The sequence below is a fragment of the Verrucomicrobium sp. BvORR106 genome (genome assembly GCF_000739655.1).
Taxonomy (GTDB): Bacteria; Verrucomicrobiota; Verrucomicrobiia; order Verrucomicrobiales; family Verrucomicrobiaceae; genus Verrucomicrobium.
Genome location: NZ_BATR01000075.1, coordinates 132,579 through 152,809, shown reverse-complemented (window position 1 = coordinate 152,809; position 20,231 = coordinate 132,579). Strand labels below are relative to the sequence as shown.

At 61.0% G+C, this 20,231-nt stretch carries 23 protein-coding genes; all 23 read left to right on the top strand.

Annotated elements, in window-relative coordinates; translation table 11 throughout:
- The first annotated feature begins 111 nt into the window (after positions 1-111).
- The 23 genes from BV106_RS11495 to BV106_RS11375 all read left to right on the top strand — a co-directional run bounded on the left by BV106_RS11495 (position 112) and on the right by BV106_RS11375 (position 20,190).
- On the top strand, positions 112-627 hold the full coding sequence (locus BV106_RS11495; RefSeq protein ID WP_038164582.1) for a hypothetical protein: 516 nt from the start codon (positions 112-114) through the stop codon (positions 625-627).
- Between the two features lie 510 nt (positions 628-1,137).
- Positions 1,138-1,551: a hypothetical protein gene (locus BV106_RS11490; RefSeq protein WP_038164581.1), complete on the top strand. Its 414-nt coding sequence runs from the start codon at positions 1,138-1,140 to the stop codon at positions 1,549-1,551.
- Between the two features lie 73 nt (positions 1,552-1,624).
- Positions 1,625-2,212 (top strand): hypothetical protein, encoded by a 588-nt coding sequence (locus BV106_RS11485; protein ID WP_038164579.1) that lies wholly within the window; start codon positions 1,625-1,627, stop codon positions 2,210-2,212.
- A 158-nt stretch (positions 2,213-2,370) separates the two neighbouring features.
- Positions 2,371-3,342: a hypothetical protein gene (locus BV106_RS11480; RefSeq protein ID WP_265595564.1), complete on the top strand. Its 972-nt coding sequence runs from the start codon at positions 2,371-2,373 to the stop codon at positions 3,340-3,342.
- A gap of 321 nt (positions 3,343-3,663) precedes the next feature.
- Complete coding sequence (locus tag BV106_RS11475) at positions 3,664-4,662, top strand: hypothetical protein (RefSeq protein WP_038164575.1); 999 nt, start codon at positions 3,664-3,666, stop codon at positions 4,660-4,662.
- 28 nt (positions 4,663-4,690) lie between these two features.
- On the top strand, positions 4,691-5,386 hold the full coding sequence (locus BV106_RS11470) for a hypothetical protein (protein WP_038164573.1): 696 nt from the start codon (positions 4,691-4,693) through the stop codon (positions 5,384-5,386).
- A gap of 426 nt (positions 5,387-5,812) precedes the next feature.
- Positions 5,813-6,175, top strand: a complete 363-nt coding sequence (locus BV106_RS11465) for a hypothetical protein (RefSeq protein ID WP_038164571.1) — start codon at positions 5,813-5,815, stop codon at positions 6,173-6,175.
- A gap of 86 nt (positions 6,176-6,261) precedes the next feature.
- On the top strand, positions 6,262-7,089 hold the full coding sequence (locus tag BV106_RS11460) for a DUF6348 family protein (RefSeq protein WP_051945667.1): 828 nt from the start codon (positions 6,262-6,264) through the stop codon (positions 7,087-7,089).
- A gap of 76 nt (positions 7,090-7,165) precedes the next feature.
- Complete coding sequence (locus BV106_RS11455) at positions 7,166-7,558, top strand: DUF1801 domain-containing protein (RefSeq protein ID WP_038164569.1); 393 nt, start codon at positions 7,166-7,168, stop codon at positions 7,556-7,558.
- Positions 7,559-7,611: 53 nt separating this feature from the next.
- Positions 7,612-8,037, top strand: a complete 426-nt coding sequence (locus tag BV106_RS11450) for a carboxypeptidase-like regulatory domain-containing protein (RefSeq protein ID WP_038164567.1) — start codon at positions 7,612-7,614, stop codon at positions 8,035-8,037.
- 653 nt (positions 8,038-8,690) lie between these two features.
- Positions 8,691-8,900 carry an addiction module protein gene (locus BV106_RS11445; RefSeq protein WP_038164565.1) on the top strand — a complete coding sequence of 70 codons (210 nt, stop codon included), beginning with the start codon at positions 8,691-8,693 and terminating at the stop codon, positions 8,898-8,900.
- Between the two features lie 783 nt (positions 8,901-9,683).
- Entirely contained in the window at positions 9,684-10,187 is a 504-nt protein-coding gene (locus BV106_RS35455; RefSeq protein WP_051945665.1) for a DUF2314 domain-containing protein, read from the top strand.
- Between the two features lie 376 nt (positions 10,188-10,563).
- Complete coding sequence (locus BV106_RS11435; RefSeq protein ID WP_038164563.1) at positions 10,564-11,061, top strand: YfbM family protein; 498 nt, start codon at positions 10,564-10,566, stop codon at positions 11,059-11,061.
- Positions 11,062-11,112: 51 nt separating this feature from the next.
- Positions 11,113-11,583, top strand: a complete 471-nt coding sequence (locus tag BV106_RS11430) for a DUF4375 domain-containing protein (protein WP_038164561.1) — start codon at positions 11,113-11,115, stop codon at positions 11,581-11,583.
- Between the two features lie 763 nt (positions 11,584-12,346).
- On the top strand, positions 12,347-12,883 hold the full coding sequence (locus BV106_RS38340) for a hypothetical protein (protein WP_265595563.1): 537 nt from the start codon (positions 12,347-12,349) through the stop codon (positions 12,881-12,883).
- A gap of 79 nt (positions 12,884-12,962) precedes the next feature.
- On the top strand, positions 12,963-13,511 hold the full coding sequence (locus BV106_RS38335; RefSeq protein WP_265595562.1) for a contact-dependent growth inhibition system immunity protein: 549 nt from the start codon (positions 12,963-12,965) through the stop codon (positions 13,509-13,511).
- Positions 13,512-13,658: 147 nt separating this feature from the next.
- Positions 13,659-14,156 (top strand): hypothetical protein, encoded by a 498-nt coding sequence (locus BV106_RS11405; RefSeq protein WP_038164551.1) that lies wholly within the window; start codon positions 13,659-13,661, stop codon positions 14,154-14,156.
- A 156-nt stretch (positions 14,157-14,312) separates the two neighbouring features.
- Entirely contained in the window at positions 14,313-14,939 is a 627-nt protein-coding gene (locus BV106_RS11400) for a sigma-70 family RNA polymerase sigma factor (RefSeq protein ID WP_038164549.1), read from the top strand.
- A gap of 27 nt (positions 14,940-14,966) precedes the next feature.
- Positions 14,967-15,491: a hypothetical protein gene (locus BV106_RS11395; RefSeq protein WP_038164547.1), complete on the top strand. Its 525-nt coding sequence runs from the start codon at positions 14,967-14,969 to the stop codon at positions 15,489-15,491.
- Positions 15,488-15,958, top strand: a complete 471-nt coding sequence (locus BV106_RS11390; RefSeq protein WP_038164545.1) for a hypothetical protein — start codon at positions 15,488-15,490, stop codon at positions 15,956-15,958. Before BV106_RS11395 ends, BV106_RS11390 begins: the two co-directional genes overlap by 4 nt.
- Positions 15,959-16,147: 189 nt before the next feature.
- Positions 16,148-16,702 (top strand): OmpA family protein, encoded by a 555-nt coding sequence (locus tag BV106_RS11385; protein ID WP_038164544.1) that lies wholly within the window; start codon positions 16,148-16,150, stop codon positions 16,700-16,702.
- A gap of 15 nt (positions 16,703-16,717) precedes the next feature.
- Positions 16,718-18,379 carry a caspase family protein gene (locus tag BV106_RS11380; protein WP_038164543.1) on the top strand — a complete coding sequence of 554 codons (1,662 nt, stop codon included), beginning with the start codon at positions 16,718-16,720 and terminating at the stop codon, positions 18,377-18,379.
- Between the two features lie 8 nt (positions 18,380-18,387).
- Positions 18,388-20,190 carry a caspase family protein gene (locus BV106_RS11375; RefSeq protein ID WP_038164542.1) on the top strand — a complete coding sequence of 601 codons (1,803 nt, stop codon included), beginning with the start codon at positions 18,388-18,390 and terminating at the stop codon, positions 20,188-20,190.
- The last annotated feature ends 41 nt before the right edge of the window (positions 20,191-20,231 follow it).

The window sequence follows — 20,231 nt, the reverse complement described above, 5'->3', positions numbered from 1 at the left end:
CGCGAATGGCTTCAACCGAAGTCCATCCCTGAAAGACAGTCCAAGGTTGGACGCGTGAGATTGATTTCCCCCGCACATCCACTGAATATCTACAGATTCGCTCCGACACAGATGTGTAAAGTCACCGTCATCCCGATCAACTGCGGTTTCGTCCCGACCGTAAACTATCCACGCCCCGTTCTCGTGCACGATGCTGGCACGGCGTTGCTGTACTTTACCGCCGCGGCCCGGAGCCCCGACACTGGAGAACAGAGAGTCGTCGCCGTGTGCGAGCTCTGCCTGTGCTCGAAGCTTGGACACCCGAACGACGAGGCACTCGCAGGCCACGCCTTGTACCCGTATGGACTTGAGACATACGGCATCTTTGAAGTCCGTCCCTCACCATGGATGGACGAGGTGAAAGCCTGCAACCGTGTGGCGTTCCCGGCGTACGACATGCCCGACAGCCGCCATATCATCATCACCTTGCACGACCACACCTTTGAGTGCCTCACCGACAAATTCACTGTCTACCCGGTGAGCGAATACCCCGCCGAGAAAATCTTGGCCCGCCTACTGATGACCACGAAAGAGGCCAACCAAGTGTCAGACTCCACACCACCAGAACGACAGAGCTCCGCACCCTGAGCCCCGGCTTGGCGCATGCGAATACGAAAGGCCCTCAATCACCCCTTCTGCCGTGAAGCCAGCAAAACCGGTCGTAGTTGTCGACGTGAAGAGAATGAACCAACCGCGCGCGTTTTTGCGTGGTCACCAAGGACCCGAGGCCTCCCACCTGCTCAGTTGAAGTTCTTCCTCGAAGAGGATGGGGCGACAAGCCCACCGTTGGCGAGCTTCCAGCGAGTCTACGTTGGGTGTGGGAGTTGGAGGGCACTACTCCGAAGGAGTTGCGGCGGTCTGACTGCCTTCCGCACTCAAGATTCCGTGGCAGGCACTAACTTCCCCCTATGCAATGTCTGCCCCGCCGTGAACAACCGCGTGCCCAGGGCCAACTCCCTGGCCGCGAGGCACAGCGGCATCAAACACCCCCGACATCCATATACCCCTGACAACACCGCGCTTGCAAAACGTTCTCCCTATCGAGTAGTTGTTCACCATCACACCGAAACCATCCTACCCATCTTGATCCCGTAGATCATGCCACGCACAGACATTCTTTCCTGCCTCCCCGAGGAACTTCACCTGGCCATCACCACCGACGAGCCCTACACCATAGGCAAGTGGTTCATGGCAAAAGGGGCTGGCACCATTGAGTTGTGCAAACTAGGTGAACTGCTGGGCGTCGCCACCTACAAGGAACTCAAAAAGGGATTCCGTCTTGTGGGAGAACCGCTCCCCGACGGACCTTGGCCAGAAACCATTCACGAAGGCCTCCTGTCGGCATTGGCAAACCTCAGCGATGTGAAGATCACAGAGATGGGCCCTCTGTGGACTCAGATCGACGAGTTCCGGGGAGCCGCGAACGCTGAAGCTCTCGCTCATTACCTCAGAAATATCCGCTCATTCCTGTCCGCGAACAGCGGCCCGTTCTTCCTGGTGAACGCGCTATGACCGCGCCTCCCCACAGGCTCCCCGTTAGACGCCACTCCCATCTAATCCTCTGAAGCACTAAAAAACACTCCCTATGGCCATCGATGCATTTGTCCTCCCGCTGCCCAAATACTTGCGCGGCGACTTCACCACCCCGCTCGAATCCCTCTTCGGCCCCGATAAGGTGAAAAGGATCAGCATCTGGGGCGGCATTGTTGAGAAGTTTCGCTCCCGCCATGTCAGACGAACAACGGCTACGGTCGAGTCCTTCCTGGCGAGCCACGGGATCACCTATTCATTCGCCACAGAAGGGAACGTAGAGATCAGTCAACAATATCACAACCACAACAAGCTCTTCGAATATCTTCATACTCAAGAAAATGGGCGCGAGCGCTTCAAAAGCTTGGTGGAATTAAACGTCTATTCCGGCATGGTGATTCCATGCAATTTCCCTGAACCGCTCGATAGCAAGCACCTTGAATTGCCCGTGACCTCCATCCATTCGGCAGATCAAATTGCTTCAGCAATATCTGAGGTCGACAAGCTGCTCCAGGTCCCGCCCGACTGGAACTTTAAGGACGGACCGCCGGAACTGTTTCATGCCAGGTCATCACTCTATCAACTCAGACAGTTCATCAGCGCGGTCACATCAAGCAATCTGCCACTCATCTTCTGGGGCTAACCTCTGCCTCCCCGAACTCCCCAGGCACAGGCCCTTTGGAGCCTCTCAGTCTGAGCTTCACTACCCAGATGCCTTGGCAGGCATTAACTTCCCTCTATGCACGTCTGCCCCACCGAGCAGAACCGCGTGTCCAGGGCCAACTCCCTAGTCGTGCCATCTTGCAAAATCCACACACTACTGACGTTGAATTTTGCCAAAGCTTCGCAGACGATCTGTCTGCCCGCCCCCCAATCCTCATCGATTTTCCCAACATGAAACTCGTCTACCTCACGCTATCCCTTTTGTGGCTGGCACAGCTGCCAGCGCACGCTGAGATCCGGGCGTTGAAGGTGGCAGTAGAGCGCGGCGCAGATGGAGCTACCAAGATCTCCATCAAGTCCGACGTAGCTTCAGAGAACAGGACCAAGACCACGACTGCGGACGCGGCCGAGGTCTTGAAAAATGCCGCTGGATGGGGCAGCACGGTTGACGTCACCATTGAGACCAATGGGGAGCCCCTGTCAGACTACCTGCCGTTGCTTAGCGCCATCGCCTCGAACACTTGGTTGTCACTGTCCTACGTCGGGCAGCTACCAAAGCCGCCACAAGATCCACCAGAGGCGCAGCCGTACAAAGAGAGGGTTCGCCACAGAGCCGCGAACGACCCGCTTAGCGAGGAGAATCTCTTGGAAGCCGCCAAGACTGACGATCGCGCACGACATCTCCTCGCTGATCTTTGGGCTCGCAACATTCTCTCCGCGAAGACTCGCGAGCGGATCCTTGGGCAGCATGTTCAATTCACTCTGGTGGAACAGTTTCCGTACGATCCGAAGGCGTTCCCAACAGCGCGGGAGTTGAAGATCATCGCCACCACCGATTTTCCATTCCCGGAGTCTGCATGGGTCGAGTACTCCGGCACGATCGCCCTCGGAGATCAGCAGTTGCAGCTGCCGGTGGACGCTTTTGACAACAGTAGAAGCCTCCATCGATGCAACACCCGATACTTCGCATCGCTCGGCACTTCGTCTGCTGGTGAGCCGACTGCCCGCGGTGTGATCCAGATGAGAGAAGTCCGACGAGACGGCGTCCACACTGAAACAGTGTGGTCCATCAAACGGTTCACCAACGAGATCAAACTCCAGAAACGTTGAGCTCCAGAATTCGCTCCAGCCCTCCCAAGGAGCGGCGGTTTGTGCTTGCACAACCGCCGATGGTGAACGGAGTCGTCAGCAAGGCACCATCTTCGACGTGCTGACCTCATGACGCCCATGATGGGCTCCCAGGTACATCGTGGGCACAAGGCAATCAAAGCTCGTCCAACCCTGGGCTGAACTAGATGTCCCCTTCAGGGACAAGCATCCGGATCCACCCACCCCGCACCATCCAAGCGTCCCCTCATCTGACACACTAGACTCCTCCGCCCCGACGTGCCACACTCTCAAGGTCCCATTGCACCTTTAAGCCCACCAATCATGCCAGGCACCCGAGGTCATCCAACGCCCGCCCGCATCCTCTCATGGACGGCCCCGGCCCTCCTTACCGCCACTCTGACCCTCACCGCACCCGCCGCAGAGTCCCCCACCCACACACACCAGATCGGCAAATTCCGCGTCCGCTACCAGACCGAAGGCCAGCACGCCATCGCCCCTGAGGATCGCAATCAAAACAACATCCCCGATCAAGCCGAGGACATCCTCACCCAGGTCATGGCCGCGCACCTCCTCTTCGTCGAGGCACTCGGCTTCCCCGATCCCTTCCAGACCGAGCGCTTCCGCACCGCCACCGTGCTGGATATCAGTATCCGCAGCAAGGAGGAGATGAAGAGCAACGGCAAGGCCTTCGATGAGCTCCAGCGCTCCCAGGACGGCGACTGGATCGGCGTGCGCGTCGCCTCCTCCGTGCATGCCACCGCCAACCTCACCCCCGCGCACGAGCTCTTTCACCTCATCCAGTACGGCACCTCCTACTTCAAGAACAGCTGGTTCGCGGAAGGCACAGCCCGCTGGTCAGAGCGCGCCCTGGGCATCGGCGCCCTCGGCCCGAGGATCCGACTCGCCGCCTGGCCCCTTTCACCCGAGCAGGCAGAGGCCGTCTTCAACGCGTCCTACGATACCTCCACGCACTTCTGGAATCCCCTCGCCGCCCGGCTGGACCCCGCCGGCGTCATCCCCGACTCCCCCGCCCTCCAGCGCCTGCAGGCCCTGCGCTACACCGATGGCTCCCCCGTGCTGAAGGACCTCAAGCTCACCGGCTGGGCCTTCATCCGCGATGTCATCCTTGAGCTCGGGAAGGCCGACGACACCGCCTTCCGCGAGCTGGGCTACGACCGCTGGTCAGAGGTCAACCAGTTCTCCAAGCAGAACAACGCCTACATCCTCACCGCAGTCGAGCAGGTCGTCAGACGCCATGAAAATGCCGCGCCCGCCCAGTCTGGACCCAATGCAGGCAGCCAGCATCCAGGCGGTTCCTGAAACTACTCGTCCCCCATTCCCCTTCCTCATGAAACTCCTCTGCCTCCTCCTCATCGCCCTTCTGCCCCTCACGGCTCAGGCAGACAAGTTCTTCGAAGTCGACTACGGAGACCAGCCCAAGTACCTGACACCGCTGGACCCGCCCGACGACTATGACGAAAGGCTGGCAAAACACCTCTTTCTCACGGACGGCCAGTTCGGACGATTCCTCGCCCGACCCTCATTCAGCGCAGAGAGCTGCGTGTCCGTCCATGCCGAGGTCTCGGAGGAGGCGAAGAAGAAGCACGGCGGCTGGTGGGCCGTGCCCGACGATGAGAAGAAGTACTTCATCACCGTCACGCGCCCCTCGGAGAGCCTCTGGTACTCCATGGCAGACAACAACGATGCCAAAAAAACCAGGGCCGTAAAGGTCACTCGCGTGGATCGCGAGATCAGCCTGGACCTCGCCATCGCCATCCAGCGCGCCTGGGGGCGGATGCTCCAGCACACCCGATACCCCGCCAAGGCCTCCATGGGGCTCGATGGCGTCACCTACCAGTTCTCCGTCGGGGTTCGAGGAATAGGCGACCTCTATGGCGAGACCTGGACACCCCGGGGTGGACTGACGGCTGAGATCGCCGAGCTCGGGATCGACCTGACCACCTTCGGCACCGACAAGAGCGCCCCCGAGCAGCCCCTCATCAAGAAGCTAAAGGCATTCGAAGCCAAAATACCCAAGCCCTGACCAGGCTGCGCCTCCGCCAAACGGCCCTGGAAGCTGAGGGCCAACAACCCGGCGTCATTCATTGGGCCCCGTGTTGCCAAACTTTCCTGGAGGCCCCGCCCCTCTCACTCCGCGATGGCGTCAGCTGCCCCGATCCGTCATCCCTCCGGGACGCAAAAACATTGGGGCCATGCAATCCGGTGGTTGGCACCACCGGCTACCTTCCCACGTCCCTCCGGGACGCATACGGATTGCCCCGCAAGCCAAGTGACACCGGCTTCCAGCCGGTGCGTGCTACCGGCGTCCCGCCGGTTCAGGCCGCCCCCAGCATCAACTCGCCCCACCTAGACTTGCGGATTCCCTTGCCATCTGCGGCCACCGTAGCGTTGACTTACTCATATCGCGCATCTCTGGAACATCTGTCTCTCACTCCGTATCTCACGCGCTATGGTACTTCCGATCATCATCGCCATCATCGCACTGTTCGTAAGCTTCGGGGTCTGGTTGAATTTCTCCGCCCAGCGCTCCCAGCGACGCCAGGTGCAGACGCTCGCAGAGCTGCCTTGCCCTGCTTGCAACACCCCCTGCGGCACCGAGGCCGCAGAACAGGCACGTCAGGCGCACTTGGAACGATGCCGTGAGGCACGGAGGCAGCGCCCGGACGTCCTTGTCAATTTCGTCCGCTATTGGGTGATCGCTTGCCCACATTGCGGAAACGAGGCACGATTCCACTTCCAAACCCTGCGCCTCAGCCACTCCAACCATGACGCTCCGGTTGCGATCGAGAAGTCCAAGCGGCCGGATCGCTGAAGATCATCCCGCACCTCCAGGGTCACGACTTCCTCTCGATATTCCTCTGCCGCAGATGGAAAAACCAAAACAATCCCCTTAGCCTCATGTTCCGTTGGTTCAAACAGAAACAATCGATCACCCCGCCCCAGCCGGACCCGGAAAACCCGGGGCGCGGACACACGATCAAAGTCGGCTTCGCCAACGGCGATCGGAGCTGGACTGAAGAAGCCGATCTCCTCAGCTCCCTCGCCGAAGCATTGAGCGCCGCCGGCCATTCAATCGTCCGCCGAAAGAGCTGGATCGAAGTGAACCGCGACTTCACCATCATGCCTCAGGTGATCGCAGTGCATCCCCTGGAAGACGGTGGCGTCCGCACCAGCAGCACCCTCCAAGTGGCTCACCGCACCCTCGTCCCTGCTGGTGTCTTCGAATACCAGTACGCCACAGGCGACGACATCAAGAGCGCCCTCCAAAAGGCCTTTGAAACCTGGGCGGCTTCAGATCTCCCGGTCTTTCTTGATGCCCTGATCGAGAAGCCAGACCAGTGCATGACCATGCAGATGACCTCAGACACTCCAGCAGGCTCCGACGGCGATCGACGGGTGATTTTCGGCCCGCCCGCGCATGCGGTCTCTTATTCATCCCTGACCAACGAAGAATCCCACGACTTCTGCCCTTGCTGCCTCTTCACCAACACGCATGAGGCGTTCAAGGAGATCCTTGCCGGGACTTCATTTCACGGCATCCGATTGTTTGCCGTCCGCAATGCCGACGGTTCACTAGAGGCCGACTGCCGGGTCGATGGCAGAGAATGGCAGGCAGGCGAAGAAGCCTTGCTTCAGTATGCCGAGACGTGGCCCGATCGCGGATTCGAGTACCGCAAGCAATACGTCGGCATTCAGAACTGGCCAGGCCAGAGCGCCCCATCCTAACCTGACGCCGCCCAAGCTCCCCTAGCCCGCGTCCCACCACTTACCACTTACCACTTACCACTTACCACTTACCCCCATGCACCCCGACATCCAGACCTACAACGCCACACTGGCCCCCGCCCAGCAGGAAGTGGTCGATCTCCTGGCCCGGGAGATCGACAAAGGCCTGCCGCAAGCCGAGAACAAGATCTGGCACGCCCATCCCGTCTGGTTCCTGGAAGGCAACCCCATCGTCGGCTACAGCGTCCAGAAGCCCGGCGTACGCCTCATGTTCTGGAGCGGCGCCGATTTCCATGAACCGGGCCTCAACGTCGTGGGCAAAAAGTTCAAAGACGCCTCCGTCTTCTACAACACCGTCTCAGAGGTCAAGAAAGCAGCCCTCCGCCGCTGGCTCAAAGAGGCCCAGGAGATTCAATGGGACTACAAAAACCTCATCAAGCGCAAAGGCCGCTTTGAAAGGTTGAAGTAATACGGCACCTCCATTCAAAACGGCCCCGCTCCGCGCCTTCGCCCCTTCGCCCAATGAAACAAGCGCTCTTCCCATCAGCCTTCGCCGTCCTCGCCGCGCTCCTGCCCGCTTGCGCCCCCTTCCCCGCCACCACACCCGTCTTCCCCCGCATTCAAGGCTCCGTGGTCGATGCCCAGACCGGCAAGCCGATCGCCGCAGCCAGAGTGACCGCAGAACGCGCGGGCTACACCCGCAAAGCCGTGACCTCTACCACTGGCGCATTCACCTTGCCGCCCGCATCGCAGCACCACTATCTGATCTACCTCGGCAGTCCCGGCGTAGCCCCTACTCCCTGGCATCTGCGGAGTGCCTCTTCATCACTGACACTCACGGCCTCTGCACCAGGCTATCAGACCACCACACAGAGCTACGAGTCTCGAAAAGAGCACCCCCTCCCCTTGAACCTTCCCGAGACCATTCAGATCCCGCTTCGCCGATGACTTCATCCCCACTGCATCACCAGCGTGTTTGTCTCCTCTAACCCCCACACCGCATCCGCACCAGCGTTGGAGTACCGACTTCAGTCGGCTCAGTCCGCACCACGGCGACGCCCTTGGCAAACTAAAGTTGGTACTACGAACCACTTCCAATCACCTCCACTCACCGCTCACCGATCCAACGCTCCCCTGCGGCGTCCCTGACCGTGCCCAATTTGCCGATTCAAACTTCGTGACGCCATAGGATCCAAGGAGCCGTCCGAACTTGTGAAGAAGCTATGGAGAAGGTGCCTGTCGTCCTTCATACTGACTCGGAAGCTCCACCCAAAACTCCGAAGGGAGTTCTACAAAACGTCGCACCCCCTGAGATGCCCCGTGACACCGGCTTCCAGCCTGTGCGTGCTACCGGCGTCCCGCCGGTTCAGGTCATTCGCATCTCGGCCGCACTCGCCGAGGGGCTCCCGCGACAGCTACCCCAAGCTCATTCGCCGCCCCCGCCCACACCATCCACATGTCACAGACGATCAACAAGATAGGGGCAAAGTCCGCCCCAACACACCCTGCCTCCGGAACCTTGCCCAGATGACTGACAAGTCACCGATTCATCCAAAATAATACGGACTGGCGGGTTCGCCGACTTCTGCTACATTTTCCACATGTCACAAGTCGCTGAGTTGCTCAAAGAGGCCTCCAAGCTCAACTCGATGGACCGTACGGAGCTGATTTCCTCGCTCCTTGAGGATCTCGATCCCAGTCCTCATTACGTTGACGATGAAGAAGCCCTTCAGCGCCTGCAAGACCTGAAGTCCGGAAGAGTCCGAGGGTTGTCCGAGGAGGAGTTTTGGAAGGCTTGTGGACGCCACTAACAGATGCAGACAGTCCGTCACCCAAAGCTTGCTGACGACATACGCGACGCAGCCTCGCACTACGCAGAAATATCGGAGCGGGTTCTTTCCGCGTTTTGGAGGGAGTTGGACTCTGTTTTTGCCTCCGTGGAGAGAAATCCCAGAAGCCACCATTTCGATTCGTGTGGCCTGCGCAGAGCCAATTTCCGGCGGTTCCCATATCACCTGCTGTGCGAAGTGGATGATGCAGCCATCTATCTCCTGGTCCTACGACATGACAAAAGGCATCCGGACCATGGAATCGATCGTCTGACCTAATGATCGACTTTACCGTCTGCTGACATGAAATCCCGCAACCTCATAAAATAGCCCGGGGTCAGACCGCGAAGCGGTCGCCACCCCGGGTAACACGCGGTAGTGATGGAACTCCAAAGGAGTTCTACAGACCGTCCAGATCACCCGGAGACGATCCTCTTACTTACGGCGGACACTTCAGGGAGGTGGTCGCGGTTTGTAGAACTCACTTCGGAGTTCCGGTGCTCCTTCCCATGGACCCAGGGTGGCAGCTCGTGCCTCGCCTGACCCTGGGCTACTTTGTATGACGTCCTTGGCGTCAGAGCGCTCTCGTACTTCCACGGCGACAACCACTACCCTGACTCGCATGTGCAAGGCGGGCGACCAAAGCCAACCATCGCCCCATTGACAGGCTCCAGCAGTTCGCTCAACATCCCCTTCGTTTTCCCCACGCCTCCGCCAAGTTGCGGTTGAGGTCCATCGTTACGCGTCGCCCCCCGCTCATCCAAGATGAAAACACTCCCCCTCGCCTTCCTCGTCGCATCACTCGCCTTCACCGCTTGCAAGAAGTCCGGCGACGAGACCCTCCGGAGCGAAGACAACCCCAACTTTGTCCATGTCCCTGACCACGACCCCGAGATGGACAAGGCCATTCAGACTGCGCGGGACTCCGTGGACACCTTTATCGCCGCGCTCAAGGCACCCGCAGCGGGTCAGGGCAACTTCACGGTCAAAAAGCCCTTCAAGGACGGTGAGCAGATCGAGCACATCTGGTTGTCCAACGCCTCCTTCGACGGCACCCAGTTTAGCGGTCGCGTGGACAACGAACCCGTGACCGTGACCAACGTCAAGCTGGGCCAGACCGCCACGGCCGCCAAAGACGAGATATCCGACTGGTTCTACATCGAGAACGGCAAACTCGTCGGAGGCTACACCATCCGTGTCCTCTACTCCCAAATGTCCCCGGCAGCGAAGAAGGACTTCGACGACCATGCGGGCTTCAAATTCGAATGACCGCAGCGCTTCTGCTTTCGCCATCATTCAGCGCGGCGCAAAAACCTGCCTGCTTCACGCCGACTCTCCAACGGGCACCGTTGAGCTTCACAAGACCAAGCTCAAATAGGAATTCATGCGGCGCCCGAACTGCCACCCTGGGCGGTCGGTTGCGGTCATGAGACACCCCCCCTTCACGCGATCCCCTTTGCCCCAGCACCCACATCCTCGCGAAGCGTCTTGGAGTGCGTGCGGCTCGACGCCGCTTTCGCCAGCCGCCGCAACCTCCGCTCCCACCCCGACACTCACGCCTGCAGGACTGCTCTGTTCGTACAAGCGACCGATAACGCCGCCGGGCCACACTTGAAAACTCAACCTGCTCACAACGCATTCTCCTATGTCAATGATCGGAAACTACCTCCGCCTGCCGGAGGCAGAGCTGCAACGGGTCCTGCAGGCCCCAGAGTCCATCACCGAGTTGCTCTATCCCGAGGATGACTCGGATCATCCACCCGACCGCCATCTCGATACAGACAAGTCCTGGCACCTCATCCACTTTCTCCTCACAGGCGAGGCCTGGGGCGGAGCTGAGCCGTTTGCCAATGCAGTCCTAGGCGGCAAAGAGATCGGCACAGAAGACGTCGGTTATGGCCCGGCCCGATATCTGACTCCCGCACAGGTAGATGCCGTGGCCAGCGCACTGGCGCACATCTCCCCGGACGACCTCTGGAGCCGTTTTGACCCACAACGGGTTCGTGACGCCGAGATCTACCCCTCTGGCTGGGAGGGCAACGATACCGAACGCGATTACATATTCGATTACTTCGTCGACCTCAAAACTCACTTCGCCGACGCCGCCGAGAATAATGAAGCGATGATCCTCTACATCAACTAAGCCCCCTCACCTCTCACCTCTCACCTCTCACCTCTCACCACTTACCACCTCATGTGGCCCTTTCGCAAAGACCTCACCTCACTGGCCAAGTCCGCCAGTGACAAAGAACTGATCAAAGCCATCCGGGATCAGAGCCCCGCCAGGCTCGAGCAGTTCACTGAGCTGCAACGCCACGTTCACATGGTCTGGTGGCTCGAAGCAGAATCAGACAACGGCACGCTCGAGCAATACTTCAGCAACACCACCGGCAACGACTACCCTTTGCTGCTCCCCTTCCTCGATCGCATCGGCGCCCGGGAAACAGCAGAGGTCGTTCGCCGCTTCTTGCAGAAGCTGGACGCCACCGATGCCTTCCTGGACCGCCCCGAACGCAACCGGAGAATCCAGGCACTGCGAGACCAAGACGAACCCGCCTGGGAACACTTCGTTCGCAACTTGACCAACCAGCTCGACGCCACCTCCGCCAAGCTTTGGCAGGCCACCGCAGCCCATGCCCGAGAAACCCTGTCAAAAGACAGCTGACACTGCGTGCGGCTCGACGCCGCTTTCACCAGCGCGATTGCCTCCTCTAACCCCCACACCGCATCCGCACCAGGGTTGGAGTACCGACTTCAGTCGGCTCAGTCGCACCACCCCTGATCCCTGAGCAAACGAGAGTTTGTACTACAGACCGCTTCCGACCACGCCCTCGTCGTGACCGCTGCCGACACGGCAACCATGAGAAGGCATCTCCCTCACCCAAGATTTTCCCCTTTGCGCATTCCTCCGCCGATATGGACCAACTGGAACTACTTACCGTCGAGCACACCTTCCTCATTTCCAAGCCTGGCATCCACATACTTGTCCTATCCCCAAGAATCATATTGCCCAAAACATGGAGAGAGCAGGGTTGGAGCGAGCGACAGGAGCAGGTCACGGTCGCTCGACCGGATGGAAGCAGAGTCACAGCAACGGCACAGCTAAATATGACCCACCTGAACCTCAGAGGAGGCGATGTCTCCGTTGAGGCTTGTTGGCCGCTTACGGTCTGGCTGACTGATCTCTCCGAGGATGAAGTGCCCATCGGAAGCAGGATTCTTGTGAACCCAGAAGTGCGAGCCGCCATTTTTGGCGTCGAGTGAACGACGAAGACCAGCCCGCGAGGCTCTGTTCGGAGTACCATCCGCTTCTCATCATCACCAACTCTTCTGCTCACCACTTACCACTTACCACTTACTGCCCCCCATCAGACACCGTCTCCCCCAAGAACACCCTCATCCGGTCCAGCGTCCCTCCGGGACGCAACATGCTTGCGCCACGTAATCCGGTGGTTGTCACCACCGGCTACTCTCCAACGTCCCTCCGGGACGGGCGTCTCAGTGACGCCTTAAGTGACACCGGCTTCCAGCCGGTGCGTACTACCGGCGTCCCGCCGGTTCAGTCTGCACACGCCATCTGCAGAAATCACATGACAGAGCAACCTGTCCATGGCTGTTTGCCCACAAAATCCTCACTCCGGCTCACCCCAGATTCTCGTCAGGCTGCGCCGCCAGCAATGGTCGAGACAGAGGTGGACGGGTTGGAGGAATCAATCGTCACGAAGTTCCCGCATCCCCATCACAAGGTTCCAATGATGCAATACGCCGTCTATGCAGACATGTCGCGCGGACTTACAGAGCACGAGCGATCCGCCCTCTTTGAAGCCTTAGACGTCTTTTCACTAGAAGCTCCTTCCGAAGCAGCCGCAAGCACGCAGGCCGCGCACTACATGAACCTGATCCTCCAAAAGGCGAGGATCGACCTTGAGCATACCCTCACACTGGAGAGAAGGGACCACCCATGATCAGCTACAGTGCACCGAACGCCCGCCCATGCACAGCAGGGCCTGCACCGCGCACCAGTCATTAGAAAGATCCTCCCCCATGCCCGAACACGACCGATCCAAAACACTGCAGGACCTTGAGGGCGCGGGTCTGGGCCAGCCCCAGTTCGACTCCCACGCGGTCACCAACTCGCACCGCCTCTACCAGGTCCCTTTGCAAGAGTACACGGTCGAAGACCTGCGCTTCATGATCAGCCAGCAGTTTGGCATTCCCTATCTCATCCCCATCGCCCTCGAGCATTTGCACGCCGACCCCTTTCGAGTGGCGCGAATCACTGAGCCAAGCCTACAACATCTTCCAGAGAGCCGAGTACTTTGCCCAACACGGCAGGTCCTGAGACCCCGCCCCCTCCGCCTTTCTCCTCACCCCATGAAGAACAGCGACTTCATCATCCAGCAGTATCGCGGCGGCAAGCTCGTCCGCACCTTCACACCGACGGGAGACAACACCACCCCCTGGAGCATGAACGTCAACGGCAAGAGCTACCTCCGCACGCATGGCTGGGTCCTTTCCAAGATCCTGCCCACCCTCACCGTTGACTCCCAGATCACCACCCGGGTTACTACCAACAACCAGCCCGATCCTTAAGAGCCAGCTCTAAACCTCTCAGCAGCCTGCGTCACCCGTCACGTGCCAAGATTCATCCCCGGCTCCTCTCGCATGCGGCATACCTGACACGCCCCTCCATCACTCCATCACTCCATCACTCCATCACTCCATCACTCCGCATTCCCCATGAACCCCCTCCCCATCCTGCTCCTGCTCATCTGCGGCTTCTGGCTGGGATGGGGCGTGCAGAAGAGCTTCCACGGGAACCTCGGCGCGCTGGATGTGGCCACGGTGGTCCAGTCCCCAGACGCCTTTCAGGGGCTGCAGGTGAATGTCAGCGGCACCCTTGAGTGTGGTCTGGAAAGAACCCATCTCTCCCCGGAAAATCCAGCCCTCGACAACGATCGGCACCTCCAGTTGATCCACATTCCCTTGGAAGGCGGCGTGCCCGGCTATCTGGCAAGAGTGCATTTTGCAGGCGGCGCCATCGTGAGAGGCACTCTCGTCCATCGACCGGAAAAGGGACTGGGCACCTTTGGCCTCTATCGATTCGAACTCGCCACCCCCCAAGTTCTGCGTTGGCCGCTGCCCGTTGAGATCACCTTCTTCGTCCTCCTCCACGTCATCCCAGCCTCCACCGCAGCGTGGCTCATCTGCAGACTCAAACAAGCCCGCCGCGCATGATGCCAGTTGACCCGCCTCCCCCTTCCCTATCCACTCCCGCACCGCGGTTCACTGAATCACCGGATTACTGATCTACCGAAATCCCCAGCCCCCGCCAGACTCCCCGGCTTACGCCTTGCCTGAACAGGGAACTTTGGTGTATGCAACCAGGTGAGCATGAGCCCAGGCCCGCCGCCCCATCTCTCTGCTGAGGCAGTGTCCCCTGCTGGGGATGCAAAGGGGCGTGCCTACCCGGACCTCTCCCTGGAGGCCCTGCGCTCGCTTGACCCCAGGGTGAACCGCGAGGCCTGGCATGTAGCCTGGCAGCACCTCATGCCAGCCGCCCGGCAACTGGCCCACCGCCTCCTCTCCGGACCGCAGTGGGAGGCGCAGCGGGAGGACTTGGTCGCCACCGCCATCTCCCAGGTCGCCACCCACTTGATCGAGGGCCGCTCGGACAGTTTCAATCAACTCGCCAGCTTCAGCGATTTGATGGGGATGACCCTCACCATTCTCCGGCGTCGTGCCCATGACTTCCACCGGCAGCAGGGCCGCTCGCGGGTGGATGCGGTGGAGGACCTGCCGGAGCCCGCCTCTGACTCCTCCGCCTCCCCCTCGTGCTCACTCGCAGAGCTTCGCGAGCAGATCGAGGCGCTCGATCCCCCCAAGCCCAAGCTCTTCCTGGCCCGCTTCTTTGAAGGGCTGACCACCCGCGAAGTGGCAGCGCATTTCGACATGCCCCACGGCACCGTCCTCACCCACTTCTCCCAAGGCCTGCGTCTCCTGCGGGAGCGACTGGGTTAAGCCGCACACTCCTCCGCACAGCTCTCCATGCCCCCCTCCCTGAACATGCAGCAGCTCATGGCGCTCGACGCCTTGGGAGAGGCCACACCCGAGCAGCAGGCCGAGCTACAGCATCACCTGGCCGCGCACCCCGAGCTGACGGAGGAGCATGCCGCGGCCCGCCGTCTCGTCGCAGCTATTGACCGCGACCAGGTTCAAGAATCGCCCCCTCCCGCCGAGGCCGTGCCCCCCGCAGCACTGGCCCGGTTGGAGGAGGCTCGCACCCGTGCGCTGGCCAGCGCCACCGCCGCAAAAGCTCGCGAGGCCGGCGCAGGCAACGTCACGGCCCTCTCCTCCGCCCACAGCTCCAGCCACACGTCCCCGACCGCCCCCGGCCGTGGGCTGACCTCGCACCCTCCTCCCAAGCGGGCGTCCTTCACCCTGCTGGCTTGGGCCGCCCTGCTCACACTCCTCGCTCTGCCCATGGGGTGGTGGCTCTTGCACCAGGTCAGGGAGGCCCCTGTGCTCGCCACCGCCAGCCCCGCCCTCGCCCCCGGGGAGAGACAGGCATGACCGCGCCCACCCTCGTGTGGGAGAATGCTCCCGGCCAGGAGTACAATGTGTGGATCCTGCCCGCCGGAGCGCATCAGGAGACCACACCCGCCTTGTTCGTGGCCACGGGCGTACGCTCGCCGGTCCCCTTCTCCACGCTCCACCCCGGACCGGGCCATGATGACCAAGACTCCGCCGCGCTCAAGCCAGACACCTCCTACCTCGCCCTGGTATGCCTCTCCGGCGGCGGCAGGCTCGCAGGAGTCACCGTGCCCTTCCACACCGCACCCGCCGCCATCGGCCCCCCGCCTGCTCCATCCAGCGCGGAGACGGCTCTGGCCCTCACCCGGCAGCTGCTTGACGCCGGTCGTGCAAGTGATGCGCTCATGGTCCTGGCAGAGCTTCCAGCAGAGCTGCGCCATCAGCCAGACCTCACGCGTACAGAGGCGGAAGTGCGGCAAGTTTTGGAGAGAAAAAACGCACCGTGATCAAGCCAGCGGCGGAACATCACCGCCGCCCCTCACGCGCAGAGCCGCCTGGATCTCGAAAAACAAACTTCTTCAATCAATTGCCCGCCCAGAGCGATGGAGGAGCTGCCACGCCCCGCCACCAGGGCAACCCCATGCTGGCAATTTCTCCAGAACCTGTCATATCTTCTCGGTACAACTCATTTCCCAATGAAGACGTTGTTCGCGCCTGCCTCCGCCCTCATTGCCGCGGCCATTCTCCTTCTCCTTCTCACCCCCGGCCTCCCGGCTCAAGACATCGTCCCAGCGGATCAACTGGCGAGAAAATGGAAGCGCACCAAGTCCCTGGTCGAGCCCAAGGAGGAGATCAGGCGCACCAAAGGCGTCTCCCTGGAGATCGTGGAGGTGAAAGTGGACGCGGATACTGAAGAGCGCTTCCCCAACCTTCAGTTCGCCCTGAACAGCGACCACCTGGACGGTGCCGTGACCTTCTCCCAACTGGCCGAGATCGCCAAAGCCATGAAGATGGCCGGCAGCGAGAAATTCCTCATCGAGGGCCACACCTGCGACCTGGGCGCAGAGGAGCACAACAAGACCTTGTCCCAAAGACGCGCTGCCGCCGTGGTAGCCGAGCTGGTCCGCCTCGGGGTACCAGGGGAGCGCATGCAACCGCTCGGCTTCGGCCAGGAGCATCCCCTCGTGGAAAACTCCACCGAGCTGAGCCGGCAGCAGAACCGGCGGGTGCAGATCTTCCGGAAGCTCTAATTCAACCTGACGCCCATGAGAGCCATCCTCCACCCCGTCTTGCTGCCCTTCCTGCTGCTCGGCACCACCTTCGCTCAGGCTGGTGACCACGTCGCTCTGGTGATAGGAAACAGCAAGTACACCCATCTGGCAGACAACCGCCAGCTCACCAGCCCCACGACAGACGCCCAGGACGTCGCCGCAGGCCTCAAGGCCCTGGGCTACACCCTCGTCACTGGCGCAGCCGTCACAGACGCCAGCAAGGACACCATGCTCAATGCCACAGAGGCCTTCGCCAAAGCCGCCCAGGGGGCCGAGGGCGCCGTGTTCTACTACTCCGGGCACGGCGTGCAGGTCGGCGAGGACAACTACCTTCTGCCCAGTGATGCACCCCGGCTCACCGGCATCTCCGTCCTGAAGAATCGCACCGTCCTCCTGCGTGACACCGTGATGGTGGCGCTCGAGGAAGCCGGAGCCAGGAACAAGGTCATCATCCTCGACTGCTGCCGGGACAATCCCTTCGCCGCCCAACTGGAGACCGCGCTGGCGCAGGTGGGGAAAAGCGTGCGAACCAAAAGCGTGGGCGAGATCAGCGGCTACGGCCCCGGTTTCTACCTCGCCTTTGCCACCAGCCCCGGCACCACCGCGGACGATGGCAATGGCCACCGCAACAGCCCCTTCACCGCCGCCCTTCTCAGAAGCCTTCCCACCAGCGCCAGCAAGGATATCGACTTCTTCTTTCGCGACGTGAAGAAGCTGCTGGGCCAGGAGCAGGTGAGCTGGACCAACCACAGCCTGAACGACAGCTTCGCCCTCGCTGCGGCGAGCCTGGCCAAGACACTCCCCGCCCCTCCGGCAGCGGAGATGCTCCCTCCACTGGCGCCTGCTCCCAGCCCCGCCGTCATGCCCACCGCCCCAGGACCCCTGCCCCTGCCCCTGCCTGCGCTGCCCCCGGGCAAGGAGCTGCAGCATGCCACGGCGAAAGAGGAAATTACTGCTGCCCGCAAAGCACGCCATGCGGAGGACTTCCAGGAAGCAATGAATCTCCTTCGCACAGCAGATCTCCGCGTGCCCAATCATCCCGAAATCCTCGCGGAAATGGCCCTGACCTATGAGGCCATGGGGCTGCAGGTAAAAGCCCGCAGCTACTGGACGCAAGTCAGCGCCCTGGGGGAGGCTGAATCCGGAGGCTACCACCAGCTCGCCGTCAGCAAGCTGCTTCTGACGGAGGCTGCTTCAGCCAGCCCCCGCCCACACTCACCCACGCTCCCCCAGCGCGGGTACTTCGATTCCCGCGAAGTCTTTCTCGGCACCGCTTACGCGGCCTACAACAGCCACTCGCGCCGCATCGTCATCCGGCGCGCCCAGTCCAGGCTAAGCGAAACCGCCCACTACCGCGGCATCGTGGATGGCGACATGGGCCCCACCACCCAGAAGGCCATCCTCGACTGGCAGGAATGGCACGGCCTGGAAGTGACTGGCCGCCTGGATCACGGCACCCTGGTGAGCCTGCAACTGACCAACATCCCAGAGAGCACACCCCCCGCATCCAGCAGACCAGCCGCGAGCCCCCGCAGCCCGTCTGTAACCGCGCCCACCCCCGCTCCCGCACCCACGTCTTCGTCTGCGCCCAGCAGCAAGTCCGGCAAACCAGAAGCAGCCAGGCTCAGTGGCATGAAGAAAAAGTTCAGTCTGTAATCCCCTTCATGAAACGCCTGGGCTTCCTTTCACTCCTCCTTTTCAGCTCACTGCTGTCCGCCGCAGAGCGGGTCGCGCTCGTCATCGGCAACAATGACTATGCTGAACTCTCTGAGAGCAGGCAACTCACCAGTGCCGTGAATGACGCGAAGGACGTCGCCGCCGCGCTCAAGCCACTCGGCTACACGGTGATCTCCGGGGACGCGATCGCCAACGCCGACCGGAACACCATCATCACCGCCACCGAGACATTCGCCAGCAAGGCGAAAAACGCAGACGCGGCGGTCTTCTACTTTTCCGGTCACGGCATTCAGGTGGGTGAGGATAATTTCCTCATGCCCTCAGACACCCCGCGCCTCACCGGCTACTCCGTGCTGAAGAATCGCAGCATCCACCTGCGGGAGGTCGTCATGGTCGCACTGGAGGAAGCCCAGGTGAAGACCAAGGTCATCATCCTCGACTGCTGCCGGGAGAACCCCTTTACGGCCCAGCTGGATCAGGCGCTCGGTCAGATCGGCAAGAGCCTGCGCACCAAGGGCGGGCTCGGAGAGATCAGCGGCTACGGCCCCGGTTTTTTCCTTGCCTTTGCCACCAGCCCCGGCACCATCGCTGATGATGGCAACGGCAAGCGCAACAGCCCCTTCACCGACGCCCTCCTGACCCACCTGAAAACCAGCGCCGGGGATGACATCACCCCCCTCTTCCGCAGAGTGAAGGCCACCGTGCGTGACCACAGTGGTGCCGATCAAGTGCCGTGGACCAATGACAGCCTGCTGGAGAGCTTCGCCTTCGGCAGACAACAGACACCGGCAGAAGGCGCGCCCCCAACACCCCCAACGCCCCCGCCTGCTCCTGCTACCGCCGCAGCATCAGCTCCGAAGACAGCGGGCGACTTACAAGGGTGGGAAATGCTGCACCACGAGGACAGGGATTACGTCGCCGCAACCAGCATCTCCAAGTTCTACAGATTCACATCGCTGGAGTTCAGCAAGTCCCGCATCAAGTTCACCTCCCCCGTTTTGGTGATGAACGGCACCCCGGGCAGCCGGGACTTCTTCATCAACAATATGAAGATGGTACTGAACTATCCCGTGCTTCAACTCAACCAGAGTATCTACATCTCGCGTCTCGATCTTTGCAAGATCATCGATCCGGTGCTCCGCCCCAGCTACATCGGCCAGCACACGGGCTTCGACACCGTCATCCTGGATCCTGCCATCCTCGAGTCCAAGCCAGGCACCACCGCCCCACAACGCCCAGAAGCGGACTACCCACTGAAGCTCGCCCGGGCCATGCGAACAGATCTGGAGAAGCGCGGGCTCAAGGTGGTGCTCACGCGTGAGGACAACACCCCACTTTCCGTCGAAGCCAGATCCCTTCAGGCCAACTCAACTCCGAGGAGCATCTACCTCCACCTCCAATTCAAGAACGGCACCAAAGGGGTACGCGGCATCGAATCCATTGCCCTGGCACCTCAAGGCGCACCGGGACCGAACTTCCCAGATCAGCCAGAAGAGCTTGGCGCGTTTCCGGGTAACAAGCGTGATTCTGAAAACATCGCCTTGGCCACCGCCTTGCAGGCCAGCGCCGTGCACAACCTGCGTCTCACAGACGGCGGTGTGCACCAGGCGCGCCTCGACGAGCTCCGCGCACTCGAGCAGCCGGGAGTCAGCTTCGTCGCCGGCTACTTGACCCATCCTTCCGACGTCGCATTGCTCAAGACAGACAAGTTCCACAAGGACATGGCCCAAGCCCTCGGCCGCGCCATTGAAAACTTCCGCCGCGCCGTGGGGAAGAAGCAGGAACTCTAGGAAACAACTGAAGCGCACAAAGAAACGGACCACACGACCGG